Raw genomic sequence first — 26,343 nt, forward strand, 5'->3', positions numbered from 1 at the left:
ATACGCGAATAAAACTCAAAGTCTGCGGAATGAAGTTTTCGCACAACATGCACAAAGTAGCACAGATGAAACCGGATTATCTGGGATTTATCTTCTACGAAAAGTCGCGCCGCTACATGGCCGATACACTCAAACCTAAAGATTTGCAGGAGTTACCCCGGCAAACCAAAAAAGTAGGCGTATTTGTGAATGCCACTACTAAGGAGATGCTAAAACAGGCAAAAAAATATCAGCTGGATTTTTTGCAATTGCATGGACAAGAAAGCCCCGAACAGTGCGAAGAGATCAAAAAAGCTGGCAAAAAAGTTATTAAGGTATTCAGCATAGGCCAGCAGGATTTTGATTTCAGCCAATTGGAAGCTTATAAGCCTCATGTCAGCTATTTTCTTTTTGACACTGCCGGAAAGCATCCGGGAGGCAATGGAGAAACTTTTGACTGGGGGCAATTACGTTCTTATGACCAGGAAATCCCTTTCTTTTTGAGTGGAGGCATCAGCCTGGACAATGTGCCTCAGTTGAGAGAGCTCTCTTTCTTTAATATTCATGCCATAGATGTCAATAGCCGCTTTGAGATAGAACCCGGCCTCAAAGATGTGAATCTGGTACAAAAGCTAAAAGATAAGTTGTACGGAAGAAGTGAAAGGAAATCAGAGAAAGTGCCGTTTCAATTCCGCCGGAAAAATCAGTAATTTTCAGGCTTAGTAGAACACTTAGCTTAGATCATTTGGCAAACACTATTTAGATTAATGCTCTGAAATGAATTCAGGGTAAAATTCTCAATTCGCTATGGAAGTAAAAGATATTCAGTACAGTCCTTATAATGTTAATGAAAGAGGATATTACGGCCAGTTTGGTGGCGCTTTTATCCCGGAGATGCTGCACCCAAATATTGAAGAGCTGCAGCAAAACTACCTGCAAATCATCAATGCCCCTGATTTTCAACAGCAATTTCGCAAGCTGCTTAGAGATTATGTAGGTCGGCCAACGCCACTATACTTTGCGGAACGGTTTTCAGAAAAATTTGGTGCTAAAATCTACTTTAAGAGAGAAGACCTCTGTCATACCGGTGCGCATAAAGTCAATAATACCATAGGGCAGATCATTTTGGCAAAGAAACTGAACAAAAAATTCATCATTGCCGAAACCGGAGCCGGACAGCACGGCGTAGCTACAGCCACTGTCTGTGCCCTCATGGGCATGCCCTGCAAGGTGTTTATGGGCTCAGTAGATATGCAAAGGCAAAAGCCGAATGTGGAGCGTATGCGCATACTGGGGGCGGAAGTGATTCCTGCAGAATCAGGGAGCAAAACCCTGAAAGATGCGACCAACGAAGCCATGCGCCACTGGATCAACAATCCTAAAGACAGCCATTATATCATTGGTTCTGTTGTGGGGCCTCACCCCTACCCTGATATGGTAGCCCGCTTTCAGTCAGTGATTAGTGAAGAGATGAAGTGGCAGTTGAAGGAGCAAACTGGCTCAGCAAACCCTGACTATGTGGTTGCCTGTGTGGGTGGAGGAAGCAATGCCGCTGGTGCCTACTATCATTATTTTGATGATGAGGATGTCAAGCTTATTGCGGTAGAGGCTGCCGGAGAAGGTGTGGCATCCGGTCGTTCTGCCGCTACCACCGCACTGGGCAAACCGGGCATACTGCATGGCAGTCGGACTTTACTGATGCAAACCGATGACGGTCAGGTGACCGAACCTCACTCTATCTCTGCCGGGCTGGACTATCCGGGTATCGGCCCTATGCATGCCAACCTTTTTGACACCGGACGTGGTACATTCTATAGTGTCACCGATGATGAATCTATGAAAGCCGGAGTACTGCTGAGCCGTTTGGAAGGCATTATTCCTGCCATTGAATCAGCGCATGCCATTGGAGCACTGCATCAAATGTGCCTTAATGCTGAGGATGTGGTGGTCATCAGTCTTTCTGGTCGTGGAGACAAAGATCTGGAGACATACATCAAGTGGGGAAAATACTGAAAACTAAATTGTTAAATGGCTGAATGGTTAAACTGTTGGATACTCATTTCCGGCCATTCAGTCATTTAACAATTTAATCATTTAAACCTATGAAACACTGTGCTTATCTGAGCATGGATAGCCTGGACGGCTTCTTCAGTTATGACCGGTTGACCTTTGAACCTTTACAGGCATTGGGCTGGCAGGTAGAAGAAGTATCCTGGAGAAATGAATCTGCCGACTGGAATCAGTATGATGCGGTGGTGATCCGAACCACCTGGGACTACCAGGATGACCCACCGGCTTTTATGAAAGTGCTGGAGCAGATAGAAAGCTCTGAGGCTCAATTGCACAATAGCCTTGAACTGGTACGCTGGAATCTTAGCAAAACCTATCTGAAAGAACTGGAAGAAAAAGGGATCGCCATTGTGCCTACCCTCTGGGATCAGAAGTTTAGCCCTGAGAATTTCAGAGGCTGGGCTAAGTCACTGGAAAAGCAGGAGCTGATTGTGAAACCTGTAATCAGTGCCAATGCAGATTTTACTTACAGGTTGGCAGTCAACACCTCGGACGTAGAATTGGAGAAGATTGCTCCGGACTTTCAGCAGCGCCCTTTTATGGTACAGCCATTTATGAAAAGTATAGTGGAGGAAGGAGAGTACTCGCTATTTTTTTTCGGAGGTAATTACAGCCATACCGTGCTCAAAAGGCCCAAGAGGCAGGATTTCAGGGTACAGGAAGAACATGGTGGAAAAATTGAGGCGGTAGAAGCCCATGAAAAGCTACTGAATACCGCATGCCAGGTGATGGAAGCTATTACACCTCAGCCTTTATATGCGCGTGTGGACCTCATCAATAACCAATATGATGAGTATGTACTGATAGAGGTAGAACTTATAGAACCTTCTTTATATTTTGAATATTGCAAAAAATCTCCCGGGCTCTTTGCCCAAGCATTAGACGCTAGCACACATTAATCATTTACCATCATCCATTATGATACAAACGACCAATCGCATAGATCAAATTTTCAGGGAAAAGCAGGGAGATATACTTTCTGTCTACTATACTGCGGGCTTTCCTGGGCTCAATGACACTGTTCGGATTGCTCAATATCTGGAAGAAGCCGGAGCCGACCTGATTGAAATAGGGATGCCTTTCTCTGACCCTCTGGCAGATGGCCCTACCATTCAAAACAGTGGTACTCAGGCGCTCAGTAATGGAATGACCATTAAAAAACTATTTGAGCAACTCAGTGATATACGCTCTTCAGTCCATATACCCATCATCCTGATGGGTTACATGAATCCGGTAATGCAGTTTGGTGTAGAAAATTTCTGCAAGCATTGCCAGCAAGCCGGAGTTGACGCGCTTATTCTGCCAGACTTGCCCATGCAGGAGTATCTGGAGGAGTACAAAGAATTGTTTGAGTCGTACGGCTTATACAATATCTTCCTGATTTCTCCACAAACTTCAGAAGATCGCATTCGTCTGATAGATGAAAACTCTCACGGCTTTATTTATATGGTTTCTTCCGCCAGCATTACCGGCGCCAAGCGTGGCATTTCTGAGGAGCAGATTACCTATTTTAAGAGAATTCAGGCCATGAAACTTCAACATCCTACGCTGATTGGTTTTGGCATCTCCAATCACGAAACTTTCAGCAAAGCGTGTGAGCATGCCAGCGGAGCCATCATCGGCAGTGCTTTCATCAGGGTATTGGAAAAGAGCCAGAGTTTGCAAAAGGATATCGCACAATATGTAAAAGAGGTGAAAGGGATAGGCTAAAAAAAATAGCCTTCAGCTTATATATGACCAAAGGCTATTCAAGGACGTCTGATTAAAGGAAATTCAAGTGAATGAATGCTGAGCAAGCCCGGTATTCAGAATCAAGTGTGAGCCACTTCTTTTTCTCGTATATCTGATAAAGCCAGCAATGGCACCTGGGTTTCCATCACCATTCTGCGGGTGATGCTTCTTTTCAGCAGGCGGTCCATAAAGGTACCCTTGTGGGGAATCATCACCAATAAGTCAGGCTGGTAGTTCTTAATTTCATCCACAATACTATCTGCTACCTTGGTAGCATTCGTCATTTTGTAAGCGTGATGTGTACCTTTCAAAACCTGTTCCAGCTCATCTTCCTGCATTTCTTCTGTAAGCTCATCCGTTTGCTTTACCGGCATTTTCTCTACATGGAATATTTCAACATCCGCTTTAAAGCCTTCAGCAATTTCCTTAAGCAGTCTGATGCTTTTATCTTTTTCATGAATTGCGTTCTCGTCTCTGGCAAAAAGTATTTTTTCAATGTTGTGAAACTCCACACCAAAAGGTACGACCAGTACCGGAAAATCCGCTTTTCTAATTACAGCAGTAGTCGTGTTACCCAGGAGCTTATTCTCAGTCAGATCGTTTTGCATGCCCATTACTACCAGGTCAACATGATGTTTTTTGACCAGCATACTTAATTCTTCATCTACCATAGAAACATAAGTGATGCCTGTAACTTTTATATTATAGGTTTGGGACAGCTCATTGCCTAATTCATTTAAGCGCTCCTCATTGTTGGCAATCATATGATCTACAGCAGAAGGAGACATAAATGCGTTTGAAGTATGTACAGACATTTGAAAAGCATTAAAAAGCAGTAATTTTGCGTTAAAGTAGGCGGCTAACTTAGCAGCATAATGTACCGCATTCTGGGCATCGCTGCTATAATCGGTGGTGACTAAAATGGTTTTCATGGCTATGTGTGCTTTGTTGATTGATACCTCAATTTAATCATTACACGAAAGAAAAAATATGATGCGGGTCACCGTTGAACATGACTAATATTAGTTTTTTGCTTTGTACACATAAGTTTTCACCTCTTAACTGCTAACCCAGCCATTGACGTAGCGTAAGCAAGTCAAACAAATGTTGTAAAACACAGCTTGCTTAACTGTTCTCCAAATTTTTTTTGATTCATATTTGATCTTAAAGCCGTCTATGTCAGCAACTCTACGCACAGAAAACCTTAGCTTCAGTTACAGCAAGCAGGCAAGAATACATGATCTGTCTTTACTCATTCCGGCAGGAAGCTGTTTTGGACTTTTAGGTCAAAATGGCGCTGGTAAATCTACGGTAATGAAGCTTCTGCTCGGTTTGCTGAAGCCACAGCGTGGCAAAGTATTTTTGTTTGGCAAAGAGTTACAAGAAAAAAAAGACATCTTCAAGAAAGTCGGGGCTTTGGTAGAAGATCCACCTTTATATCCCTATCTGTCTGCCGAAGATAATATGAAGATAAGTGCCCTGTACAGGAATATTTCAAATAAACGTATAGCAAAGACGCTGGCGCAGGTGGGACTTTCAAGCAATGCGAAGCAGAAGGTAAGCACTTTTTCTACCGGGATGAAGCAACGCCTGGGCATTGCCTTGACGCTACTCCACGACCCACAGCTCCTGATTTTGGATGAGCCGGTCAATGGACTGGACCCGGAAGGGATTGTGACTATTCGCAAACTTATTCAACATTTACATCATGAAGGCAAGACAATTTTACTCTCCAGCCATCTGTTACATGAAGTTGAGCTAAGCTGTGATCATGTAGGAATTCTGCATCAGGGAGAATTACTTTTTCAGGGAAAGCTGAAAACACTACGGCAGGAGCAATATGCTGCTCATCCGGTAAGTCTTGAAATCAGCGATCTACAAAAAGGAGCACAGACTCTGAAGCATAACCACTACCAGGCCAGTATACATCATGATTTACTTGATGTCAACCTTCAGCACAAAGAGGAAATCTCTACAGTTATTGATCTCCTCAGACAACAGGACATCAGTATCTTTCAGATCAAAGCGAAAGCGTTAAGACTGGAAGACTTATACCTGCATTTTACACAAGCCAAAACATCTGCCCATGGAAAAATTTAAGCTAAGCCTGGAAGCAGAAATTCTGAAAGCCAAGAATTCGCTAGCTTTGTGGTTGTCGTTTTTAGGTACTACCGGCATTATCATCGCTTTCTTTTTCATACTGTTATTAGGTACTGAAAGCTTTCTTCCTTCAGGGCAGGAACAACCCTGGCGTCACTTTTTCAAAATATACTATGAAGGTACTGCATTTATGTTACTACCTCTTTTTGCCATTATTACCGCCACACTGGTATGTTACATAGAGCACAGTAACAATACATGGAAGCACTTGCTGATCTCTACCGTTCCCCGTTATTCTCTATACCTGTCAAAGCTTTCACTTACCTTCCTGATAATAATTACAGCCCATCTTTATTTCATCATTTTGATGCTTATCTCGGGAGGGATATTAGGATTTATCCGGCCGGAGCTACAGCTTTTTGACGCTCCTCCTGATTTTATATTTCTGTTCAAGCTAGCCATAAAAACCCTTTTGTCGGTTAGTGGCATGTTAGCTATTCAGTTTTGGGTAAGCATGCGCTTCAAGAACTTTATTGTTGCGCTTGGCGTGGGGGTAATAGGTTTTGTGCTTTCTAGTTTGTTGATTGATAGCTGGTACTATGTGATTTTTATTCCTTATACCTATCCCCTACTATACCTGAGAGAAGCATTTTTAGAGATCTGGCTCAGCAGGGTAGAAATTTTCAGTATTGCCTTTTTCTTGCTTTACACGCTACTGGGACTTTTTGATTTTCAGAAAATGACCATAAAGATGTAAGTATTTATACCTTAATTTACCGAAATGAGATTTTTTTTACTAAAATGATAAAACTAAAAGCGCAAAATGCTGCATCTTAAAGTTTTTTTTCACAAAATTTGCAATATCGTTGGCAGTATAATAGTCTTGATTAGCAACATACATGTCAGGAACAGGCTATTTTTCATCAAAAAAATTTCCTCTAAGCACTAGGCTTTTATGATTTGACTTTTTTGATGCAATTATTTTAAGATATTGTCAGTTGTAACTAATATAGCCTTATTTTTGTTGCTTAAGACAAAATCAAGTCTTCAGACACAAGGCAGAGAAATAATTAAGAATGCATTTAGTAAAAAATTGTAGAGGTGTTATGAGAACTATCAACCGCTTGTTATTCTTGGGATTAGCATTAAGCCTGGTTATCAGTACCGGCTTTGCTCAGGAGACATCTAGTACTTTGGATCAGCAGTATAACGAATTGATAGAATCATCTAATTCTGTTAAGTCCAGTTCAGGCAGAGAATACAAAGTAATTAACCTTCAGGACATTAATGCCATCTGGAGAAATGTGCAGAACAGTATGGCTGCTTCTAAAGAAGAACTTTCGGCTACTCAGAATAAGGTGGAGAACCTCAACCAGGAAGTTGCCAAGCTAACGCAAAAAATTGATGAGCAGCAATCTACTGTGGAAGCCAGTGAACACGCTGCAACACATATTTCAGTACTAGGACTTGATATTCCTAAGGATAAGTTTGTGGCTACATTTTGGATCACTACGGCAGTACTTTTAGTATTACTGGGAGGAGCTATATTTCAGTTTAAGCGGAGCCGTAATGTCACCCAAAGAACACAGCTCAACTTTGTGCAATTGCAGGAAGAAATGGAAGAGCTTCGCCGTACTTCTCTTGAAAAAGAACGCCGTCTCAGAAGGGAGCTCCAGACTGAAAGAAATGCCGTTGAGGAAATGGGGCGTAATACCGGTATTAAGCGTTAAAGGATAAGATCACTAAGAAAACGACAAAACCCTACAAACCGCCATTGCGCGGTTTTTTTTGTCTTTTTTACAGATAGGCTTATCTATATTTGTGAATGTTTAAGCCTATTCGCCTATTTCAATTATTCCTTCTTTTTGTAATCCTTGCCTGTCATAAGAAAGCAGAGCATCCTTATAACTTTATTCAGGAAGGCATAGCCTCTTATTATGCATCTTCTTTGAGCGGAAATCATACAGCCAGTGGTGAAGTCTACCACCCTGACAGCCTTACGGCAGCACACCGCTATTTACCCTTAGGGACAGAGATACTGGTGATCAATCCAAAAAATCACAAGCAGGTCCTGCTGAAAGTAAATGATCGCGGCCCTTTCCACGGAAAGCGTATTCTGGATATCTCGCACCGTGCAGCAGATTCTTTAGGGATAATTAACAAGGGGGTGGCAAAGGTCATCGTCAAAGCTGCCCTAAGACCGGACGTAGCTGAGAAACTTAGTCTTCAACTGAATGCAGCCAATTCCACCACGCCATAAAGCCTACCTCAGCTTCACTTCATTTTCCAGTGGCTTGCCCTCTTCAAAATCCCGTATATTCTGCAAAGTTGTTTCAGCGATATTTGTCATCGCATCTTCGGTAAAGAAGGCCTGGTGTGAGGTAATCAGCACATTGGGAAAGGTCATGAGGCGCGCTATGTCATCATCCTGAATGATGTGACCCGATAAATCCTGAAAAAAAAGATTTTCTTCCTGCTCATAAACATCCAGGCCCAGAGAGCCTATCTTACCGTATTTTAAAGCTTTGATAATGGCTTTGGTATCTACCAGCCCCCCCCTACTCGTGTTGATCAACATCACCTCATCCTTCATAGTGTTAATAGCTTCTTCATCTATCAGGTGGTAGGAATCTTCTGTAAGCGGACAGTGAAGGGAAAGAACATCTGAAGCTTCCAGTATTTCCTTCAGGGATACATATGTAAGCTTACCTTCCTTTTCAAACTGCTCATTGGGATATGGGTCATAAGCCAGTACCTTACAGCCCAGCCCATACATGTTGGAAGCAAAGATCTGTCCTATTTTACCAGTGCCAATTACCCCTACTGTTCTGCCGTGCAGATCAAAGCCCATAAGGCGGCTTAGAGAAAAGTTTCCGTTACGAACACGTTCGTAGGCAAGATGCGTTTTACGGTTAAGCGTAAGTATCATCGCAAGTGCGTGTTCTGCCACAGCATAGGGAGAATAGGCAGGCACCCGCACTACCTTGATATCCAGCTCTTCCGCTTTTATAAGGTCAACATTATTAAAGCCGGCACAGCGCAATGCAATCAGGCGAATACCCTGCTGATGAAGTTTGTCTAAGGTTTCTCCCTTCACCTGATCATTCACAAATACACAGACCGCCTCATAATCGTTGGCCAGAATGGCGGTAGAAGTTTCCAGGCTGGTATCGTAATAGGCAAGTTCATGCTGGTATTGGCGATTGGCCTTATCCATAAACTCCTTGTCGTATGACTTCGTACTAAAAAAGGCTACTTTCATACTTATCTGTTATTTAAAAATTCCTCTACGTGTTTACGCAAATCCGGAAAAAAATAGGAGAAGTCTTCTTCAAATGACACAAAATCTTTTTTTAAATCAAGGGCTGCGTTTTCCAGATTTGATTGAAATTGTGCCCTCTGACTAATCCCTGTTAATGACCTGCTGATGCCTTCTATATCCTGATAACTCAAAAGCCAGTCATGCTTTGACATATAAGTAAGTACCTTCTGTGCGGAAGGGGTAAGCACTTCGCGGTGTTTCTCCAAAACCTGATATACATATTCACTAAATTCTGACAGAGGTACATCAGCGTATTTTGCCCACTGCTTAGCCAGCAGATGATCATAAAACATATCAATGGCTACCCCAGCATAATGGCCATATTTATTGCCCAGGCGGTGCTTACTTTGTAAATGGCGGGGATGTTGATCTGTGAAAGAATCTATTTCACGATGCATCTGAATCCCCCTGGAGATTTCGGGAGAATAATTCTCATACTTATTTCCTTTCACAAAATCTCCCAGGAAATTGCCTACAATCAATGATTCATCTTGCTCAGAAAGGTAGAAGTGCGCCAGAAAGTTCATGCTAATTTATAACCTGATAAGTAAGGGGGGAGTTACACAAAACATTCACAAAAGGCTACCTTTAATCATTTTATTTGTGAAAGTAGTTACGCAAAGTTTAGAAGCGATGGGCAATGTGTAACCACAGTGAGAAAGCCTTTTAGATACCTGTCAGCACTTCCATCACTACTCCCTTTTCCGGTTGGCCAGCCAGCAAGGGCATAGCCTGAGCGATCAACGCTTGCACACCTTCCATATGGAGTGATTGATCATGATCTTCTTTACTATCCCATACTTCAGTAACCCACACACGCTCTTTATCTTGCGCGTCTCTGCTTACCATATAAAGATGACAGCCCTTGGCATCTGAAACCAAAGCTGAAGCTTGTACCAGAATGTCAGCCAAGCTATCACCCTTTCCTTCTACTGCCTGTAAATTACCGTGAAGCCCGTATTTTTTCATGTTGATGCGTTATGAGTATATGGTTTATAATTCATTTACGATTGTGCGACCTTCCATCCTCCAAAAATAGCATGTCCGGCAGTCATCCAATAGACTTCTACATCTTTAAATCCGGCATTTTCCAGCCAATTTAGCTGCTCTGAAAGGCCAGAGGGCTGATCAATGGTGTCAGCATCAGGATGCTTGAAGTAATTCCATTTTTCATCTACAAACTCCTGATAAGCTTCTAAATTTCCTGCTTCTTCAGTAGTCTCTCTCACCCACTGCTCCCAGAGAGACGCGGCTACCTGATGGCCTTTCTGTGTGACAGGTCGTATAATGTCAGCAATGAGTAAAGCCCCTCCCGGATGTAAGCGCTCTTGTAAATCCTGAAATAGTTGCTGTTTTTGTTGCGCATTAAGATGATGTACTGCCAATGAGGATACAAAAGCATCTGCCGGCCCTATAGATGCTCTCCAATTGGTCTCGGCCAGATTAAATGCGTAGGCAGAAAATCGTGGAGAGAAATTTTTCAGCTTACTTCTGGCTTCTGACAGCATCTCATCGGATAAATCATAGCCATGTACTTCTGCTTCAGGAAATTTTTCAAGGATATTTTTGCTTAAAAACCCTGCCCCGCAACACAGATCTACCACCAGCTGTAAAGATGGAACGGCATCCAGCAGCTGACAGATAATATCAGCCTGCTGCTGTCGGTGAGGAACAAAGAAGTCGCTGTAGTCAATAAACTTCCGGGAGTCCTGTTCCGACCACTTATCTTTTTGAGGTGAGTCCATGGGGAGAATGCTATGGTTTCAAAGCAAGAAAGAAGCGGCTCAATAAAATTATAACAGCTTCAATCAAGATGATATAAATCGTTCCGGTCAAATTACAATTCTTTGTCATCGTACTGAACATCGGTAAATTCACCATCTCTCACTTCATAAACATTCTTGGTATCCTCATCAATAGCATCGTATGAGAAAGTACCTGAAATCAGCTTTGCCTCACGGTCTATTTTGGTAATGGTCAGTATATTGGTCTCTGCCATTTCCGTTTCAGCTTTAAAATCTACTGTATTATTATCATCCAGGGTATAATAGCCAATCATCAACTTTTCACTGTCATCACCGACAAAGGTATCACCTTCACTAAGGCTGGAAAAATCACTGGAGATTATGCCTAGCACCAATGCATAATTTACACCATCATTGATCCTTGCTCCTCCAATTGCCAGGTTATAAGAACCATTACCGAGTGGGCTTAATACAGAAGTTACAAAAACACCGCTTGCTGAAAATTCATTTCCATTTATGGTGGCTGTTATTGAGGCTATGCCATTTTGGGACAGATTATCTTCAATATCTTCTAATATGTCTTTTGCTACATCATCTTCATCATCATTGCTGCATGCGGCCAGGAAAGTTAGACATACAAAAAAGAATAAGAGCGCGCTTGGATTTTTTTTCATTGGGGTCAGATTATTTAAGGTTGATGACAATAAACTTAGCGGTTAAAGTATTTAAAAGCCACATGTACATTGAATAATTGTCTTTTTATCAAAAGAGGCCTGAAAAGATGATGAAAAATTACGATCTGCTATCAAACTGTAATAATCTATTACAGTTCTCAATAAAAACTAAAGGCTATGAACAACCCAATAGATCAACAATTGCGAGAGCAACTGGTCCGGCATCTGCAAGGTGGACAGGCTTTCCTGCCAGTTGAGCATTTGCTAAAAGAGATCTCATTTGATCAGCTGGGTATCGTACCGGAGGGTATACCTTATTCTTTTTATCAACAGTTCTATCACATGAGGATCGCCCAGTACGACATACTGGAGTTTTCCCGAAATCCAGACTATGTGGCACCTGACTGGCCGGATGACTATTGGCCTGAGCAATCAGCTCCGGCTGATGAGCAGGAATGGAAGCAATTGGTTGACCATTATTTTGAAGAAAGACAGCAGCTTTGTGAACTCGTTTCAGACCCAAAGAATGATCTGTTCGCCCCATTCCCGCATGGCTCAGGACAAACTTTACTGAGAGAAGCCATACTGGTCGTGGAACATTCTGCTTATCATAGCGGACAGCTGCTGCTTATCTTAAGACTTTTGGGATTGCATGAATAATAAGTATGCCACTACCTGTGCTGAAATTTGCAGATGTCTGGAAAACACAGCTATTTTAGGAAGCTAACCAACCCAATGACCAGCCATGAAAGAGTTTATGTGCCTTGCCTGTTTTTTTACGCTGACAATTCACGCTTTTGCTCAGACCGATTACCCCGAAGCTGAGTTACAAAACGATCAGCTTGAACTTGATGTTTATCTGCCCGATGCGCAGCAGGGCTACTACCGCGGCACGCGCTTTGACTGGTCAGGAGTAATCAACAGTCTGCGATATAAGGGGCATGAATACTTTGGTCCCTGGCGTGAGCACGATCCGCTTGTCCACGATGCCATCACCGGACCGGTAGAAGCCTTTACGCCCATAGGTTTTGAAGAAGCCGAAGCGGGTGAGCCTTTCCTGGTCATAGGAGTAGGTACGCTACGCAAGCCCGATGCAGAAGCTTATCAGTTTCACAAAACCTACGACATTATCAATTCGGGTAAGTGGAAAGTAAAGAAGAATGCTGATCGCATCGTGTTTACGCAAGCACTCAGCACTAAGGAAGGCTATGCTTACGAATATACCAAGACGCTGAGGCTGGTTCCCGGAGCACCTAAATTCCTGCTGGAACACAGCCTGAAAAACACCGGTAAACTTCCTATTGAAACTACGGTTTATAACCATAATTTTTTTACAATAGACGAAGAGCCCACCGGGCCAAATATTGTGACCAAGTTTCCTTATCCCATTAGCGCTGAGGGCCGGGGATTTGGAGAACTCATTACTGTGCAAGGCGATAAATTGGTCTACACCCAAAAGCTGCAAAAAGGAGAAAATGTGTATACGCCAGGTATAGAAGGCTTCAGTGAGCATCCAGAAGATTACCACATCAGCATAGAAAACAAAAGGACAGGTGCAGGCGTAAATATCACCTCCGATCAGTCCTTGCTGAAGCTGGTCTACTGGGCCTCTGTCAACACAGCTTGCCCTGAGCCTTATATCACCATAGACGCCCAGCCCGGAGAGACTTTTGGATGGACGATTACCTACGAATTTTATACTTTTGAGCCGGCTACCAGCGGGCGAGAGTAATACGCTTTTGTACTGCTCAAACGTATTAATGTCTAACAAGCAACTCCTTTATCTCAGCAGAAAGCAGTGTTAAGCTTTAGACTCCCAAAATCTATTCAATAAGCTCATCATTCACTTTTACATTGACCATCGTCAGGTCCTGGATCAGACTTTTGTCGTAGGCAGCGTTTTCGGCTTCAATGTCCAGGTTCTTAAATGTAAAGTCAGAAAGCTTATCATATTCTGTGGTGGCAATGTCAAAAAACACTGCACAATCCAGATCAATGTTTCTCATGGTGATATTTTCAGAATAAGAGAGAGGCACTTCTTTACGGCCTTTTAAATCAAAAAACTGTGTCCAGGGCTTTACATAGATCATGCTGTAGGCCTGTCCTTTGATATTTTCTACCGTAATATATTCGTACTTCTGTGGTGTATCGGGCCTCATTTTCAGCCAAAGCAACCTTCTGGCTTCATTGACATAGCAATTGCGCATCAATATATTTCTGTTATGAATAGATTCACTGCCGCAGGTTAAGGTAGAATGGCAAAAGCCAAACTCACAGTCTTCAATAATGATATTGGTATTTTCTCCATTGTCAGCAGCGGTATCTGCCCAGGGACCTTTTCCACCCTTCAATGCAATTGCATCGTCATTGACAGACATATAGCAGCCTTTGATCAGTACATTGGAGCATACGTCCAGGTCAATGGCATCGGTACTGGGTGCTTTGACCGGCGCGTGAGGCGAGTAGATGTGCAAGTCCAGAATCTTTACATTATTACACTGATAATAGTGACTGGTCCAGAAGCCTGAATTATGTAATTTGACATCCTGCACCTGCACATTGTCGCTATTCTAGATAAAGACCAGACGAGGGCGGGAGACTTCCAGATTAGTACATTCAGGATCTTCTTCACGCCTTTGCCAGAAGGCTTTCCAGTATTTCAGACCGTTACCATCTATGGTACCTTTGCCTGAGATCGTAAAACCATCAACACCATAGGCATTTACCAGGGCCGGGAAGTACTCCAGGCTCTGCCCTTCCATCCGGGAAGGCATTTTCGGATAGTCGGCTATGTTGTCTGAGCCTTTCAGGACCGCTCCTTCTGATATATGCAGATGGGTATTGGGCTTGAAAAACAAAGCACCACTCAAAAAAGTACCTTGGGGTATGATCACTACTCCACCCCCATTGCTGTGGGCCTCATCTATAACCATTTGAATCATTGCTGTCTGGAGTACTGTACTATCGTTCCTGACTCCATAGTCGGTAATGATATAGGGAGTGCCAAGTTCCTCTAGCGTAACTTTGGTTGAACTCAGAAACCACTCAGGAATCACAGTACCATCGGGGAAAAGCTGTTTCTGATTTTCTTGTGATAAGGCTGATTGAGAGAGCCAGCAGATACAGCTAAGGAGTAATAATACGTATTTCATTTTTTAGCTTAATTGTGCATTATGTAAGGCGTGAATATACAATTAATTTATTCTCTGCTGAAGGATTTTAATATGAAGAAGGTCTATCTGTTAGCTAAGGCTATGATAAGTTTTTATCTACAATCACTCATCACTTAGGCGTTGATACTTCTGTCTTTTCTTTAACTTTCACGCCTTTAACCAGCAACCAGACCATAAACACCAACTCTCCAAAGAAGGTAAACATCAGATAAGAAGTATTGAGGTCGGGTAGAAAAAATGCCCTGAGAGTATCCAGAAAGTAACCTAGACCCGCAAGTAGCAGCAAAATCCCATAAATTTTGGGCACATAATCTGCCTTAAACACCAGATAGCCCAGCAGTATCAAGTAAATACCAAAAACCATCAGTGCGAAGCTCCACTCCATCCTGAATGCACTGACAAACAATGAGATACTTTGATCTAATTGCGTAGGCATGATCATATTTGCCTGTTCATTCAGCGCTACGTAATTTAATACCTTGATCAGATTGATCAGCGCTATTAAGTACATAGCCGTATAGATCAACCTGAACCAGGCAGTAAGCAATGACAGGCTTTTATGTACAGGCTTGAGAAAAATATAGAGCGCCCAGGCTACCACTACATCACTGATCAGCGTTAATAGGTGAAGAAAGATGCCGGTTGTGAACAACCCTTTATGATTAATGATGTTACTACTTGTCTCCGCCGGGTCTTCACTTATGAGCTTTTGGAAGATATAAAACTCCGAGACCGGAGCGGCAAACACCATTATAAGTAAGCCCAGGCCAGCAATCAAAGCTGAACGGCCTAATGAGATTTCCTTATTAGTTATTGTATTCATCTACTGTAAATGTTAGTTTTCTTATTGTCTGAGAGGATTTCCAGCACATAATTAAATATGCGGAAAAAGCTGATATGAATGAAATGCCTGAAAATATTTATCAAAAAAGTAGATAGTAATGCAAAAATTGTATTAGATAATTAAATGTTTCGTGACTATGCAAAGGGAACTCAAATTTTGCGTGTACGTACACTTGATTGCGTTTTAGTCGTTGATAGTTCAACCAAATTGACTAATCAAGCTATTTGGTATTAAGTAAGTTGACACTATTATTTTAAATCATTGCTTTGTAGCAAGATACTCGCTTCAGTTTCTAACTGAAGTGGCCAAATGAAGCAAAGTCGTAGACTTTGCCTTCATTCATGATTTCAGTCTTGAAGACTGAAACCAGTTTTAGTTTAATGTAAATAAGTCTTCATACTTATCATTAATATACTTTCATTAAGTCTCCTTCAGTTTGTTGGAGACTTTCTTAATTTCATGGGTTAGGATATTATACTTATCCAGATGAGCTTCAAATAAATCTTCTAAAGAGTCAAGCCTAGTTACGAATTGCCTGGGAGAAACAGCCTTGAAGGCAGGAAAATCCGAGTAAACAAAACCTGAAACGGCAGGAGCAAAAGCCTCAAGTTCTGCAAAATATCGCTCTTCAGCTGTGCTACTGGACTCTTCGCTTTGTGCCCCCCAGATTTGCGTGATCAGCACTAAAATGAGCAGCAATAGATGTCTTGTCATTTTCTATTTAAGTTACACACTGCATTATCAATTAGAATTGAAGATATGGTGTTCGTTAAGATACATCCTTTACACAAGTTATAGATTAAGGTTTACACTAGATTCGTTTCAAGCCTTACTGATTGTTCTTTAGTTCTTAATTCATTTTCATTAAAGTATCCTAAAAATACATTTCTGTAAAACACACGCCAAATTCCGTTGCCCATCTCCAAAGCTCCGATGTATTTTCCTTGCAATGATGCGGATACATACACCCAGTTGTAAGAGCCCCATCGTACAGAGCCGTTCCTGCTTACTTTCAAGACTTTCAGTTCTGAGTCGTAATCAAAGTTGGAGATTCTTTCCGGAAAAGGACGCGTAGAAAATTCATGCACGGAAGCAGGCGTTTGCATCTCCAAAGCTTCGTGGGGTCTTACATGATTATACTCCTTTACAAAACAATTTAAACGTCTTTGCTGTGCTCTTAAATCATAAGCTGAAGGATTGGTCCAAGTCCCTGTATTATTTCTTATCGTTCCCTTTTTCTGGACATGTTATTTGTTGTTTTGTACTTATAGTCTGACAACCCAAGAACTGTGAATCCTGACTTGTCAGACTAAGTTTAAAAATTCCACCCTAAGTAAATCTGTGGTTCAAGAAGAAAGTAGTTTCTCCATTTATCGTCCAATTCCTTAAATCCATCTGGAGCATTGTTATCAAACATCCAGTACATACAATTAATCTGTGGTTCTATGAAAAAATGTTTTTTCTTACCAAATTTGATATGGTAGCCCAAATGATACGAAGTATAAAGTTTAAAATCATTTCCAATTTTTTTTCCGTCTAGATCCATATAGGTTTGAAATTGAGGTAGAACTTCAACTGTTGCAAATAGTCCTTTCCATAGCATACGTTGGTACGTTATGCCTATTCCTGTTTCTCTCACATGTCCTGGATAGAATTCACTTTCTTTCTCCAATTTATCTAAAAGACCATCCCACCATGTGATTCCCATGGGCTGAAACAATCGCCAGGAGGCAAACTTCAACCCTATGATGTTCTTATTATCTAGGTTGCGTTTTATATGAAGCTCTAAGTGTTGTGTACTTGTTCGATCGTCCCAGGAATCCACGATAAGTCCTTCAGGAACAAAATAAGGCAAACTTACCCTCCACTTATAATCCACTTCAGCTTTATTATCCACCAGTGAATCAGTTTGAGCAAAAGCACTTAGCGTGCAAGAAAATAAAAGAATTGTAAATAGATTTTTCATGATACTAACAGTTTAATAGGTTCAATAATTATATTAATTTCCAATTGCTACAAAGTACTTCCCGATTTCATTAGCTCTTTTGGGTAAGGACAAAAGGAAACATCATCTCATGATTTTTCACTCTGCTTTATCAAATTGACAATGCAAAGATGAAGTGGAAAGAGAGGTGAATCGTCCTGAATTATAATTGCGGACTTTATAGTATGATTTGAGACCTTTTAAACAGGCTTAAGTTTGATTAGACTTCAACCAAGCTTTGGGTGTCATCCCTTCGATTTTTTTAAAGAAGGTATTGAATACCGTTTTAGAATTAAAGCCGCTTTCATAAGCTAGCGCTAAAAGGGTAAGGTGGCCATTGGCAGGATTTAGGGTAATCTCTTTGAAGTGCTCCACACGAAAACTATTAATGTACTCATTGAAGTTTTGGTCAATTCGTTCATTCAGCAACCAGGAAAGTTTGTTGCTGCTAATATTCATGTTTTTAGCTAACTCGCGTAAGGATAAGGAAGGATTTTGAAACCACTTTTCTTCCTTCATTCCTTTTTCTAAAATGTCTAATGCTATGTCGATTTCAGCATCTGACATTAAGGCTTTAGTAGGGGTGATTTGTATTTGTATTTCGGGATTAGGTGGCAATAGTTCTACTCGGAAAGCAGCTTGTACTAAATCCTGAAATCGCTTAAGCCGGCGCAAAGGTTTAAGCAGCGGAATATTCATAAAGTTTATGATTTGACCGGTACACATCCTGATGTTTTCTTCCAAAAAGTCCAATGCCATTTCGTGTTTGTCCAAATGGACCAATAAAAAAAGTTGCCAGGGAAAAAGCGTTCCCCCAGAATCCTCTTTTATCATTGAGCCAACCCTGCTGATATCAATATCTGTCTTATCTTCTGGATTTACCAATTTGTATAATACTCTGCATTCTTCTGGTCTCTCTGCCAAAGGGGTTTTATCTAAGAAGTCATTTAGCTTTTCGTAATCTTTTGTAAGAATTAAGCACACTTGTTTTAGTGCAATAGGATGTGTAAAATCGGGGTTGATGCTCAATGAGGTCTCTATACATTCCAGCGCTTTTGTATAGTCCTCTTTTAAATAATAAATATTCGCTTTGGTAAAATAATGATTTGGAGACAGAGGGTTTATTTTTAAAATATTATCGGCATGCCATAGTGCTTTTTCGAAATAACCTACTGCTGTATACAATTCGCATAAACCTTCTTCTGCCTCCGTATAGGATGGATTAAGTTCTATTGCTTTTTGAAAGGTTTTATGACCATTGATGAAATCCCAATGACCCCAAAAAAGTAGTGTTGCTTTACCAAAATACCCTATGTAGGATTGTTTATCCAATTTAAAACCTTTGCGAAGGTTCTCTTCTGACAACTGTAATAATGCGCTATTATTTCCCCAGGATCCGTACATGGCATAACTATAACCCAAACCAAAGTAGGGTAAAGCAAATGAAGGGTCTATTGTTACACATTGTTCATAGAGTTCTACCGCATTTCTGATTCCTTCGCCATCCCACATTAAATGCTGATAACGACCTTTAAGATAAAGGTCATAGGCCTCCATATTTTTAGTTGGTGCTTCAATTAAATGTTCTTGAATGTTGAGGTGACCAAAATTTTCTCGGATCTGGTCAGCAATGTGTAAGCTTATTTCATCTTGTACTGCGAATATGTCTTCTAATTCCCGATCGAAATTCTTTGACCAGAAGTGAGTGCCGTCATTAGTACTGACTAACTGAGCTGTAATGCGAACCCTGTTTTTGGCTTTCCGGACGCTCCCCTCCAAAACTGTACTTACTCCTAACTGCTCACCAATGGTTCGCACGTCTATGTTTTTATTCTTAAATGCAAAAGAGGATGTGCGGGCAATGACTTTCAAGCCCTTCACGGTGGTTAGGGCGTTGATTATTTCTTCAGTAATGCCATCGCTGAAGTATTCGTTCTCCGGATCGGTACTCATATTAACAAAAGGGAGAACCACAATGGATTTGTTGGATGATGATATGTGTAGATGGTTGCTCATTTTCTACTATACTTTATCAGGGCTTCTTCGAACTGATATTGAAATTTCAATGATTTTTCTTTTAATTCTGACTAACGGTCAAAATGACTGTTGAACTTCAATTATTTATAGATTAAGCAAAATCAATAATTGAAATTCATTTTTTGGCTTTATTCGTTAGCTTCTTTAGTTAATTCTGTTTCTTCTTATAGGTGAATTGGCTACAACATATTATATAAACACAACAAAGTTGTGTCTACTTACAATATATTCCTAATACCCACATCACACAAGGCTTAACTTTGTCCTTCAGCTATACTGTGAGCTACTTAAACACTAGCAGTTTGCAGAATGAACAGATGTTTTTGTTGTAATCAGCTTCCTTGCAGCACCGTCCACTGTGCGTTTAGCTCCGGCAACATAGTCTGCGGTGGGATTTGGTCATGTTTGAGTTAGTGAAAACTGTGCTGCCCCCAGTGTAAGCTGGATTGCACTAGAGGGGAACGCGTTACAAACGCGCTCCAGAATTGTAATTTATTATGAGTTAGTATTTAGCTTTCTTAAACTTTCAGGGCTTATGGCCCCACTTTTCCTTCCACTTCTTTGACCAGCAGCTGAGGATCGTAGCCATAGCCTTCTTTGAATACATACTCCACCGCCTTAATTGCAGAGGCATCAGCCATAAGATCACCATTGAGCAGCACGAAGTCAGCCCGCTTTCCCGGCACGACAGCACCGATATCCGCTTTCTCTAATACTCTGGCGCCATTACTGCTCATGATCATAATGGCTTCTTCCGGACGGAAGCCTGCTTCTATAAGCAGCTCATAGTTTCTCTGATCACCATAGCCCGGCAGATTGTGCCTGCCTGCATCCACTCCCGCAGTGAGGGTGCCTCCCCTCTTAAAAAACTGGTATTCAAAAGCCATAATACGCTTCAGCCGGGCTTCTCTAAGCGCTCCTCCCTCCTCCTCATTTTCGTACTGCTGCCTTCTCTCTTGGTACTGCGCCTGCAGGCCGGGCGACATGGCTTTGAGGCTACGCTCGTCGGCTAGCGCACGCATGGGTATGCTGGACTCATATATAGACAGGGTGGAGGTGAGAAATACATTCCGCTCAATCATATGCTGATGCAGGCGACGGACTTCCTCACTCCCGATATCCAAACTGTCAATATAGCCTCTTGACCCATTACAAAGGCCAGCGCTCTTGTTTTTCCTGAAATCGCTGGCGCTATTGAGTCCATGCTCAATACCATCTATACCCATACTGACAGCTTCCTCAAAGGTAATGGAGCATAAGTGTCCCGTCACCTTGGCATTGTGTTGATGCGCTTCATCAATGATGACCTGCAAATCTTCCGGACGGGTATGGCGGTATACTTTGAACCAGCGTACGCCCTGCTCTACCCAATGTTGTATAGTATCCCTGATATGGGCTTGGCTTCGGGGAATGATCATATTGGGATTGCCTCCCGGGCCGGTGAAGTAGGGTCCGCTGGTGATAATATCCGGTCCTATGGCTTCTCCCTTTTCGATTTGCTCAGCCAATGCTACTTCTTCATAGGGCGAAGCCGCTCCGCAGGTGTGTATGGTGGTAACGCCCGCCGCCAGATACAGTTTGCTGGCTGTACTGCCCATAAAAGGCTGGCCCGGCATGTGCAGATGATTGTGTACGCCTACTATGCCGGGGATGATGGTTTTGCCTCTGCCCTCAATCACTTTGGCACCTTCAGGAATTTTCATGTCATTTACCTCACCTATTTCCTCAAAGTAGCCATTGCGAATCAAGACAGTTTGATTTTCAAGGGCTGGGCTTCCCAGTCCGTCAAGGAGCTTCACCTGGGTAATAGCGATCATCGGTTCATCGTATACAATGTACTTGCGTACTTCCTTAGAAAGCTCAGTTTGCTTCGTTTCAGGCCTGGTATTGTAGGTAGTTTCGCTGCTGCGACAGCTTAGCAGTTGGATATGTAAGAGCAGTAAGCAAAGATACTTCATGTAAATAATTCTATGCCAGGTAGCGGGTTAAAAGCTTATAAGCGGTGAATTGAAAGTCAAAACATCCCATTTTCATTGGGCATATTCGGAGGTACGGCCTGCCCAAAGTCCCAGAGTTCGGCGATTTTGCCTTCTTCAAAACGGAAGATATGCATTACTGCCATTCCCAAATCCTCCGGCTTTTGACTGATACGCGAGTGTACGGCTACCAGATTGCCATCCTCCAAAGCTCTTTGTATCTCAAAAATCTTATCAGGGTTTTGCCTGGCATCTTCTTCCATGGCCAGCATCAATGTTTGTCCATCCCCCTTGAAGTAAGCGTTGTGATGTTTGAAATTTTGCCCTACATACTTTCTAAAGGCTTCTCTTGAAGCTCCCTGAGCAGCCAGTTGCAAGAAGTCCTGTGCGATCTCTTTAGTGGTCATGGTTTTTTTGTTCAGTATCAAGTTGTAATATGTAAAAATTAATCAGGCTTTCATGAGCTTGCGACGCCACAGGCCTCGCCAGTAACCTTTTTACGCTAATATTTAAAGCACAGCAGCTTTTCTGTTTTCTATCATCAGCACATATCGGGTAATGATGCATGACTTTTTTATACCAACCGTAGCGGATAAATAAGCTTTGGCTCAATTTACATTTCCTGCCTGGAAGAGGAAAGGGGTTCTTTCTTTACCAGTTAAATCTTGATAGCTGGAAGCCCCTCTATCACATCTAAGGTTTGAGAAACACTTAACTGATCTGAATTTAGGCAGTGTACATAGTCCGGCCATACATAAGCCTGGAGCTCCTGATTGACAATGGCCACTCTCTCATTCATGCGGTTTTCAACTTTGCGCAACTGGTCCCTTCGCTGATTTTCTTCCAGAGCGCAGCGAAGCCACACTACTTTGATGGTCCTGACCTGCGCTAATTTCTGAAAACCTTCCTCCAGTATTTGTATACCCCCAGGACTCCATACATTTTCAATAGCCAGCGGCATGTCATACTTCAAATATTGCTGTCCTAATAGCAGTGCGATTTCGGCTACGAACTTTTCTTCTTCTGCTGTCCAGCGGGGAAAATCTGCCTTGTAAATCCACTCCGTCAGGTAATCACAATCTATGATAGCGCCATTTTTGCGTTTGGCCCAAGCCCGGGCAATGGTAGACTTCCCTACTCCACAGGCTCCGGTGATGATCAGTACTTCCATGACTTAATGCTTATAAAAGCACAAAGGTATACTAATCGTTTACAAAAGCAGGTTACTATAAGGGTTTAGAAAGCAGCATGGGTATGTAATGTTGACGATAATAATAGGCCAGTAAGATGTTCCCCAGCAAAAGAAAGATAGCTACTGCCAAACCTTCGGGAGCCAGAAAGCTATGATAAAGAAAAATATTTACTACAACAGGAAAGATCACTACCGTTGCCAAAGGGACAAAAAAACCTGTGATAAAGGCAATGGCACAAATCAGTTCAATGATTTTAATCATGGGAATCATGTATACAGAAACCTCCATGCCCTCATTAAAAAGCTTTACCTCTCCTGCCAGGTCTGGCTGAGGCACCAGATTAAAAAGAACAACGATGGAAGAAAACAGAAAGATAAGCCCCATCAGTATACGAATGATTTTTACAGTTATTTTCATGAGTTTTTTTTATCGTATTGGTGAATAGCAAAGCGCTACAATACCGCATTCAAAAGCTCGTACATGAGAGCTTTGCAAATTTCTTTTTTGTTCCAGGCTTCCAAAAATGCTCATACCCTTGCCAATCGCTGTGGGATTGATAAAGAGATGGTACTCATCTATCAGGTCTTCCCGGATCAGGGAAGACACAAAACTACTGCCACCATAGGCGATGATATCCTGCCCCTCCTGATTTTTGAGATGCTTCACTACAGAAACAAGATCACCATGCTCTACTTGCGTGTTTTTGCCTTCCATCTTTTGGACTGTTTTAGAAAAGACAATTTTTGGTGTGTGCACAAACTTTCGGGCAGCATCATCCGCGCTTTCCGCATCAGCCAGCCGAGATTCCCAGCTTGGAATGAAGCCTTCGGCCAGTTTACGTCCCAGCAGGATGCAGTCTACTGAGGCAGTGATTTTATCTACATATTCATTTAGGGCAGCATCCCAGTTCCACGCTATCCAGTCCATTTCACCATTGGGCCCGGCCACAAAGCCATCCAGGGAAATTTGCATCTGTAGTTTTAGTTTTCGCATACTATTGATTGTTTACTTGTATCAGCATTGAAGCAGTGAATTGTAGAACGACCCATAGCCGTTCTACAGATTCAATCGTTATTGTTGTTTTCTGATTTTTTCTCTTACTGCTGCTTATAGGCATAACTGATCATCCACTGTATGCCGAATTGATCGGTACACATACCGAAATAGTCTCCCCAGGATGCATGCTCCATGGGCATACTTACTTTTCCACCAGCAGAAAGCTTCTCAAAAAGTTGATCTGCTTCCGCTTCACTTTCTACTTGTAGAGATAAAGAGATATTATCACCTACATTCAGCTTATGCCCCATTGACTCAAGGGTATCGGTAGCCATTAGTATGTTTTCTTTTCCAATGGGCAAGGCGATATGCATGATCTTTTCCTGATCAGGGGCCGGCATTTTATCGCTTTCGGGTATTTCATTAAAGCGATGCAGAGCAGCGAACTCTCCGCCAAAAACAGACTTGTAAAAGTTAAATGCTTCTTCAGTATTTCCGTTAAAGTTCAGGTATGGATTAAGGATTGGCATGTGTTTAATGATTAATGATGAATGAATAATTAAGTATTGACGAAAGATTTTGAAGGCTTTGCCTGGTTTTACTCAGCATTATCTGTTTCAACCACATAAGAAGTCATCTCCTTGATCTTCCCATCTTTGTGACTGCTTAAGAGATAGATGTCGCAGAAGGCATAGATTTTTACTTTACCGGATTTGTCCGTCACTTTCATGATGCCATCTACGGCGGCTGTTTTTCCGTGGGTGATCATATGATTAATTTTAAATTCGTGAGTACTCTCACTTTCCATAGCTTTGATTGATTTGGTAAATTCTTCTTTTCCGCGAATGATACTTTCCCCTACCATATTCCAGATAATATCGTCGGTTACCTGTGCGATGATGTAGCCGGAGTCGGATCTTGAGAAAGCTTCATTAAAGCGGTAAAAAAACTCCTGATTATTGGTCATGATTGATTGTTGTTTATTTCATAATTCATTAAAACTATGCCCTGCTCATACACTTTCGTATTCATCAGTCTCAGATGAGAAAGTCTGAAATCTGGAGGAAACAAATGCTTACCCTTTCCTATGGCAAGCGGGCAGACTCTAAGCTGATACTCATCTATAAGCCTTTCTTTCATGAGGGATTGCGCCAGCTTTAGGCTGCCCCACAAAACCATATCTTTTCCGGGCTGCTGCTTAAGGTTGCGCAATTCATCAGCCGCATCGGCTCTCATTACTTTAGCCTCTTTCCACTCTCCCCAGGGAGCAGCTTCAAGGGTTTTGGAAAAGACTAGTTTGGGCATACCGTTCAGTCTATCCGCAATTATCTCGGTGTCAGTAGTGGCTGTGGGCCAAAATTCTGCAAATAACTCATAAGTGAGCCTACCAAGAAGTATGGTATCAATAGTGTCCATGAAGTACAGAAGGTCCTGATCTACTGCACGATTGGTACTAAATGCATCCATAAAATCCAGTTCCCCTTTTGGGCCTGCAGCGAATCCATCAATAGTTGTAAATTCCTGTAATATTATTTTTCTCATTTTTCTTAGATGTCTGACTAGGAGGATTATGCCTGCTCATAGGCCTGTTTTAAAGCAGCGACATCCAGCTTTTTCATTTGCAGCAGTGCTCGGGTAACATTTTGAGATTTGCTGGAATCAGGGGCACTGAGCAATTCATGTAATATAGTGGGCACTACCTGCCAGGAGAGGCCGTATTTGTCTTTAAGCCAACCGCAGGCCTGCGCCTTTTCATCTCCTCCTTCAGCAAGCGTATTCCAGTAATAATCCACCTCTTCCTGATCTTTGCAGTGGATGATAAATGAGGTAGCTTCGTTGAAGGTGAATCCATGTTCCAGATAGCTATCCATCGCCTTAAACTCCTGTCCATTCAGCCTAAAGGCAGCATAATTAATTGCACCTTCCATATTGGGGTCTTGTCCTTTTTCGTAGCGTGAAATCTCTTTAATTTCTGCCTGCTCAAATACCGAGGTGTAAAACTGCATAGCTTCTTCCACTTTGCCTGCCTGATCCCCCACAAACAGTAGGCAGGGTACTATCTTCTGCTTAATCTCAGCCTGATCTGCCAGTATGAGCTGCCAGGAGACACCGTACTTATCCTGCACCCAACCGTAGTATTCGCTGAAAGGGTATTGTTGCAAAGGCATCATGACAAAGCCTTCATCAGAGAGTTCTCTCCACAGGCTGTCCACTTCTGCTCTGGACTCACAGTAGATAAAGAAGGAAACCGAAGGGGTAAATTTGAACTGAGGACCTCCGTTGAGTGCCACAAATTCCTGCCCCTCTAGCTGAAAAGATATAGTCATCACTGTTCCTTCGGCTTTCCCATGAATTTCGTGTCCTTCTTTTCCAAAGCGCGTCAACTCCAAAGTTTCAGAATTTTTGAAAATAGAAGTGTAAAACTTCACGGCTTCTTCTGCCTGATGATCAAACCATAGGTTGGTAGTGATCTTTTGTGTCTGCATTGTTTTTACATCTGTCATAAGTCTGGCTTTTAT

At 42.0% G+C, this 26,343-nt stretch carries 30 protein-coding genes and 2 pseudogenes; 10 read left to right on the top strand and 22 right to left on the bottom strand.

What is annotated here, in order from left to right:
* Positions 1–29: 29 nt before the first annotated feature.
* The 4 genes from OKW21_RS18995 (at position 30) to trpA (ending at position 3,759) form a co-directional block, all read left to right on the top strand.
* Positions 30–689 (top strand): phosphoribosylanthranilate isomerase, encoded by a 660-nt coding sequence (locus OKW21_RS18995; RefSeq protein WP_277482137.1) that lies wholly within the window; start codon positions 30–32, stop codon positions 687–689.
* Positions 690–786: 97 nt separating this feature from the next.
* On the top strand, positions 787–1,992 hold the full coding sequence (gene trpB / locus OKW21_RS19000) for a tryptophan synthase subunit beta (RefSeq protein ID WP_277482140.1): 1,206 nt from the start codon (positions 787–789) through the stop codon (positions 1,990–1,992).
* An 89-nt stretch (positions 1,993–2,081) separates the two neighbouring features.
* Positions 2,082–2,948, top strand: coding sequence for an ATP-grasp domain-containing protein (locus OKW21_RS19005; protein WP_277482143.1), 867 nt, complete (start codon positions 2,082–2,084; stop codon positions 2,946–2,948).
* Between the two features lie 19 nt (positions 2,949–2,967).
* The gene (gene trpA, locus OKW21_RS19010) at positions 2,968–3,759 is read left to right on the top strand and encodes a tryptophan synthase subunit alpha (RefSeq protein WP_277482145.1); all 792 of its coding nucleotides are present in this window, start codon (positions 2,968–2,970) and stop codon (positions 3,757–3,759) included.
* A 101-nt stretch (positions 3,760–3,860) separates the two neighbouring features.
* Here trpA and OKW21_RS19015 read toward each other — a convergent pair whose 3' ends face one another.
* Positions 3,861–4,712 (bottom strand): universal stress protein, encoded by an 852-nt coding sequence (locus tag OKW21_RS19015; protein WP_277482148.1) that lies wholly within the window; start codon positions 4,710–4,712, stop codon positions 3,861–3,863.
* A gap of 244 nt (positions 4,713–4,956) precedes the next feature.
* Between OKW21_RS19015 and OKW21_RS19020 the strand changes: the two genes are divergently transcribed.
* From OKW21_RS19020 to OKW21_RS19035, 4 genes are all read left to right on the top strand, one after another.
* Complete coding sequence (locus OKW21_RS19020; RefSeq protein ID WP_277482152.1) at positions 4,957–5,880, top strand: ABC transporter ATP-binding protein; 924 nt, start codon at positions 4,957–4,959, stop codon at positions 5,878–5,880.
* Entirely contained in the window at positions 5,867–6,637 is a 771-nt protein-coding gene (locus tag OKW21_RS19025; RefSeq protein ID WP_277482154.1) for an ABC transporter permease, read from the top strand. The genes OKW21_RS19020 and OKW21_RS19025 overlap by 14 nt, the downstream gene beginning before the upstream one ends.
* Before the next feature lie 349 nt (positions 6,638–6,986).
* Complete coding sequence (locus OKW21_RS19030; protein WP_277482157.1) at positions 6,987–7,610, top strand: hypothetical protein; 624 nt, start codon at positions 6,987–6,989, stop codon at positions 7,608–7,610.
* 95 nt (positions 7,611–7,705) lie between these two features.
* Complete coding sequence (locus OKW21_RS19035; protein ID WP_277482160.1) at positions 7,706–8,140, top strand: septal ring lytic transglycosylase RlpA family protein; 435 nt, start codon at positions 7,706–7,708, stop codon at positions 8,138–8,140.
* Between the two features lie 3 nt (positions 8,141–8,143).
* Here the strand turns inward: OKW21_RS19035 and OKW21_RS19040 are convergent, their stop codons facing one another.
* The 5 genes from OKW21_RS19040 to OKW21_RS19060 all read right to left on the bottom strand — a co-directional run bounded on the left by OKW21_RS19040 (position 8,144) and on the right by OKW21_RS19060 (position 11,621).
* Positions 8,144–9,142 carry a 2-hydroxyacid dehydrogenase gene (locus tag OKW21_RS19040; protein ID WP_277482162.1) on the bottom strand — a complete coding sequence of 333 codons (999 nt, stop codon included), beginning with the start codon at positions 9,140–9,142 and terminating at the stop codon, positions 8,144–8,146.
* Between the two features lie 2 nt (positions 9,143–9,144).
* Positions 9,145–9,729, bottom strand: coding sequence for an acyl carrier protein phosphodiesterase (locus OKW21_RS19045; RefSeq protein ID WP_277482164.1), 585 nt, complete (start codon positions 9,727–9,729; stop codon positions 9,145–9,147).
* Positions 9,730–9,868: 139 nt separating this feature from the next.
* Entirely contained in the window at positions 9,869–10,171 is a 303-nt protein-coding gene (locus tag OKW21_RS19050) for a putative quinol monooxygenase (protein ID WP_277482167.1), read from the bottom strand.
* Positions 10,172–10,206: 35 nt separating this feature from the next.
* A complete protein-coding gene (locus OKW21_RS19055) occupies positions 10,207–10,947 on the bottom strand; it encodes a class I SAM-dependent methyltransferase (protein WP_277482170.1) in 741 nt (246 codons plus the stop codon).
* A gap of 92 nt (positions 10,948–11,039) precedes the next feature.
* Complete coding sequence (locus tag OKW21_RS19060; RefSeq protein ID WP_277482173.1) at positions 11,040–11,621, bottom strand: Riean_0653 family protein; 582 nt, start codon at positions 11,619–11,621, stop codon at positions 11,040–11,042.
* A gap of 177 nt (positions 11,622–11,798) precedes the next feature.
* Between OKW21_RS19060 and OKW21_RS19065 the strand changes: the two genes are divergently transcribed.
* Both OKW21_RS19065 and OKW21_RS19070 read left to right on the top strand, forming a co-directional pair.
* The gene (locus tag OKW21_RS19065) at positions 11,799–12,281 is read left to right on the top strand and encodes a DinB family protein (RefSeq protein ID WP_277482176.1); all 483 of its coding nucleotides are present in this window, start codon (positions 11,799–11,801) and stop codon (positions 12,279–12,281) included.
* Between the two features lie 85 nt (positions 12,282–12,366).
* Positions 12,367–13,353: a hypothetical protein gene (locus tag OKW21_RS19070; protein WP_277482177.1), complete on the top strand. Its 987-nt coding sequence runs from the start codon at positions 12,367–12,369 to the stop codon at positions 13,351–13,353.
* A 91-nt stretch (positions 13,354–13,444) separates the two neighbouring features.
* Here the strand turns inward: OKW21_RS19070 and OKW21_RS32775 are convergent.
* From OKW21_RS32775 to OKW21_RS19145, 16 genes and pseudogenes are all read right to left on the bottom strand, one after another.
* Positions 13,445–14,773: pseudogene (locus OKW21_RS32775) on the bottom strand (rhamnogalacturonidase).
* A 130-nt stretch (positions 14,774–14,903) separates the two neighbouring features.
* Complete coding sequence (locus OKW21_RS19080; RefSeq protein ID WP_277482179.1) at positions 14,904–15,617, bottom strand: DUF4386 domain-containing protein; 714 nt, start codon at positions 15,615–15,617, stop codon at positions 14,904–14,906.
* Between the two features lie 441 nt (positions 15,618–16,058).
* Positions 16,059–16,352, bottom strand: coding sequence for a hypothetical protein (locus OKW21_RS19085; protein ID WP_277482181.1), 294 nt, complete (start codon positions 16,350–16,352; stop codon positions 16,059–16,061).
* Positions 16,353–16,444: 92 nt separating this feature from the next.
* The gene (locus OKW21_RS19090; protein ID WP_277482183.1) at positions 16,445–16,744 is read right to left on the bottom strand and encodes a hypothetical protein; all 300 of its coding nucleotides are present in this window, start codon (positions 16,742–16,744) and stop codon (positions 16,445–16,447) included.
* Positions 16,745–16,864 (bottom strand): annotated as a pseudogene (locus OKW21_RS32780) (hypothetical protein); the annotation flags it as partial.
* Between the two features lie 89 nt (positions 16,865–16,953).
* Positions 16,954–17,604: a hypothetical protein gene (locus OKW21_RS19095; protein ID WP_277482185.1), complete on the bottom strand. Its 651-nt coding sequence runs from the start codon at positions 17,602–17,604 to the stop codon at positions 16,954–16,956.
* Positions 17,605–17,832: 228 nt separating this feature from the next.
* Complete coding sequence (locus OKW21_RS19100; RefSeq protein WP_277482186.1) at positions 17,833–19,638, bottom strand: helix-turn-helix domain-containing protein; 1,806 nt, start codon at positions 19,636–19,638, stop codon at positions 17,833–17,835.
* A 554-nt stretch (positions 19,639–20,192) separates the two neighbouring features.
* Positions 20,193–21,617 (bottom strand): amidohydrolase family protein, encoded by a 1,425-nt coding sequence (locus OKW21_RS19105; protein ID WP_277482187.1) that lies wholly within the window; start codon positions 21,615–21,617, stop codon positions 20,193–20,195.
* A gap of 56 nt (positions 21,618–21,673) precedes the next feature.
* The gene (locus OKW21_RS19110) at positions 21,674–22,042 is read right to left on the bottom strand and encodes a nuclear transport factor 2 family protein (RefSeq protein ID WP_277482188.1); all 369 of its coding nucleotides are present in this window, start codon (positions 22,040–22,042) and stop codon (positions 21,674–21,676) included.
* A gap of 251 nt (positions 22,043–22,293) precedes the next feature.
* Positions 22,294–22,806, bottom strand: a complete 513-nt coding sequence (locus OKW21_RS19115; RefSeq protein WP_277482189.1) for an AAA family ATPase — start codon at positions 22,804–22,806, stop codon at positions 22,294–22,296.
* 55 nt (positions 22,807–22,861) lie between these two features.
* Positions 22,862–23,245, bottom strand: a complete 384-nt coding sequence (locus OKW21_RS19120; protein WP_277482190.1) for a DoxX family protein — start codon at positions 23,243–23,245, stop codon at positions 22,862–22,864.
* A 9-nt stretch (positions 23,246–23,254) separates the two neighbouring features.
* Complete coding sequence (locus tag OKW21_RS19125; RefSeq protein ID WP_277482191.1) at positions 23,255–23,821, bottom strand: dihydrofolate reductase family protein; 567 nt, start codon at positions 23,819–23,821, stop codon at positions 23,255–23,257.
* 104 nt (positions 23,822–23,925) lie between these two features.
* The gene (locus tag OKW21_RS19130) at positions 23,926–24,354 is read right to left on the bottom strand and encodes a VOC family protein (RefSeq protein WP_277482193.1); all 429 of its coding nucleotides are present in this window, start codon (positions 24,352–24,354) and stop codon (positions 23,926–23,928) included.
* A 68-nt stretch (positions 24,355–24,422) separates the two neighbouring features.
* Complete coding sequence (locus OKW21_RS19135) at positions 24,423–24,791, bottom strand: nuclear transport factor 2 family protein (protein ID WP_277482194.1); 369 nt, start codon at positions 24,789–24,791, stop codon at positions 24,423–24,425.
* A complete protein-coding gene (locus OKW21_RS19140; protein ID WP_277482195.1) occupies positions 24,788–25,366 on the bottom strand; it encodes a dihydrofolate reductase family protein in 579 nt (192 codons plus the stop codon). The genes OKW21_RS19135 and OKW21_RS19140 overlap by 4 nt, the downstream gene beginning before the upstream one ends.
* Before the next feature lie 26 nt (positions 25,367–25,392).
* Complete coding sequence (locus tag OKW21_RS19145) at positions 25,393–26,328, bottom strand: VOC family protein (protein WP_277482196.1); 936 nt, start codon at positions 26,326–26,328, stop codon at positions 25,393–25,395.
* Positions 26,329–26,343: the final 15 nt, after the last annotated feature.

Origin of the sequence: Catalinimonas alkaloidigena (assembly GCF_029504655.1) — a bacterium.
Taxonomy (GTDB): domain Bacteria; phylum Bacteroidota; class Bacteroidia; order Cytophagales; family Cyclobacteriaceae; genus Catalinimonas; species Catalinimonas alkaloidigena.

Excerpts from the sequence above, each read along its gene's own strand:
- OKW21_RS18995 (WP_277482137.1), top strand. The coding sequence starts at position 30 with ATGAAGTTTTCGCACAACATGCACAAAGTAGCACAGATGAAACCGGAT.
- trpB (WP_277482140.1), top strand. The coding sequence starts at position 787 with ATGGAAGTAAAAGATATTCAGTACAGTCCTTATAATGTTAATGAAAGA.
- OKW21_RS19005 (WP_277482143.1), top strand. The coding sequence starts at position 2,082 with ATGAAACACTGTGCTTATCTGAGCATGGATAGCCTGGACGGCTTCTTC.
- trpA (WP_277482145.1), top strand. The coding sequence starts at position 2,968 with ATGATACAAACGACCAATCGCATAGATCAAATTTTCAGGGAAAAGCAG.
- OKW21_RS19015 (WP_277482148.1), bottom strand. The coding sequence starts at position 4,712 with ATGAAAACCATTTTAGTCACCACCGATTATAGCAGCGATGCCCAGAAT.
- OKW21_RS19020 (WP_277482152.1), top strand. The coding sequence starts at position 4,957 with ATGTCAGCAACTCTACGCACAGAAAACCTTAGCTTCAGTTACAGCAAG.
- OKW21_RS19025 (WP_277482154.1), top strand. The coding sequence starts at position 5,867 with ATGGAAAAATTTAAGCTAAGCCTGGAAGCAGAAATTCTGAAAGCCAAG.
- OKW21_RS19030 (WP_277482157.1), top strand. The coding sequence starts at position 6,987 with ATGAGAACTATCAACCGCTTGTTATTCTTGGGATTAGCATTAAGCCTG.
- OKW21_RS19035 (WP_277482160.1), top strand. The coding sequence starts at position 7,706 with ATGTTTAAGCCTATTCGCCTATTTCAATTATTCCTTCTTTTTGTAATC.
- OKW21_RS19040 (WP_277482162.1), bottom strand. The coding sequence starts at position 9,142 with ATGAAAGTAGCCTTTTTTAGTACGAAGTCATACGACAAGGAGTTTATG.
- OKW21_RS19045 (WP_277482164.1), bottom strand. The coding sequence starts at position 9,729 with ATGAACTTTCTGGCGCACTTCTACCTTTCTGAGCAAGATGAATCATTG.
- OKW21_RS19050 (WP_277482167.1), bottom strand. The coding sequence starts at position 10,171 with ATGAAAAAATACGGGCTTCACGGTAATTTACAGGCAGTAGAAGGAAAG.
- OKW21_RS19055 (WP_277482170.1), bottom strand. The coding sequence starts at position 10,947 with ATGGACTCACCTCAAAAAGATAAGTGGTCGGAACAGGACTCCCGGAAG.
- OKW21_RS19060 (WP_277482173.1), bottom strand. The coding sequence starts at position 11,621 with ATGAAAAAAAATCCAAGCGCGCTCTTATTCTTTTTTGTATGTCTAACT.
- OKW21_RS19065 (WP_277482176.1), top strand. The coding sequence starts at position 11,799 with ATGAACAACCCAATAGATCAACAATTGCGAGAGCAACTGGTCCGGCAT.
- OKW21_RS19070 (WP_277482177.1), top strand. The coding sequence starts at position 12,367 with ATGAAAGAGTTTATGTGCCTTGCCTGTTTTTTTACGCTGACAATTCAC.
- OKW21_RS19080 (WP_277482179.1), bottom strand. The coding sequence starts at position 15,617 with ATGAATACAATAACTAATAAGGAAATCTCATTAGGCCGTTCAGCTTTG.
- OKW21_RS19085 (WP_277482181.1), bottom strand. The coding sequence starts at position 16,352 with ATGACAAGACATCTATTGCTGCTCATTTTAGTGCTGATCACGCAAATC.
- OKW21_RS19090 (WP_277482183.1), bottom strand. The coding sequence starts at position 16,744 with ATGCAAACGCCTGCTTCCGTGCATGAATTTTCTACGCGTCCTTTTCCG.
- OKW21_RS19095 (WP_277482185.1), bottom strand. The coding sequence starts at position 17,604 with ATGAAAAATCTATTTACAATTCTTTTATTTTCTTGCACGCTAAGTGCT.
- OKW21_RS19100 (WP_277482186.1), bottom strand. The coding sequence starts at position 19,638 with ATGAGCAACCATCTACACATATCATCATCCAACAAATCCATTGTGGTT.
- OKW21_RS19105 (WP_277482187.1), bottom strand. The coding sequence starts at position 21,617 with ATGAAGTATCTTTGCTTACTGCTCTTACATATCCAACTGCTAAGCTGT.
- OKW21_RS19110 (WP_277482188.1), bottom strand. The coding sequence starts at position 22,042 with ATGACCACTAAAGAGATCGCACAGGACTTCTTGCAACTGGCTGCTCAG.
- OKW21_RS19115 (WP_277482189.1), bottom strand. The coding sequence starts at position 22,806 with ATGGAAGTACTGATCATCACCGGAGCCTGTGGAGTAGGGAAGTCTACC.
- OKW21_RS19120 (WP_277482190.1), bottom strand. The coding sequence starts at position 23,245 with ATGAAAATAACTGTAAAAATCATTCGTATACTGATGGGGCTTATCTTT.
- OKW21_RS19125 (WP_277482191.1), bottom strand. The coding sequence starts at position 23,821 with ATGCGAAAACTAAAACTACAGATGCAAATTTCCCTGGATGGCTTTGTG.
- OKW21_RS19130 (WP_277482193.1), bottom strand. The coding sequence starts at position 24,354 with ATGCCAATCCTTAATCCATACCTGAACTTTAACGGAAATACTGAAGAA.
- OKW21_RS19135 (WP_277482194.1), bottom strand. The coding sequence starts at position 24,791 with ATGACCAATAATCAGGAGTTTTTTTACCGCTTTAATGAAGCTTTCTCA.
- OKW21_RS19140 (WP_277482195.1), bottom strand. The coding sequence starts at position 25,366 with ATGAGAAAAATAATATTACAGGAATTTACAACTATTGATGGATTCGCT.
- OKW21_RS19145 (WP_277482196.1), bottom strand. The coding sequence starts at position 26,328 with ATGACAGATGTAAAAACAATGCAGACACAAAAGATCACTACCAACCTA.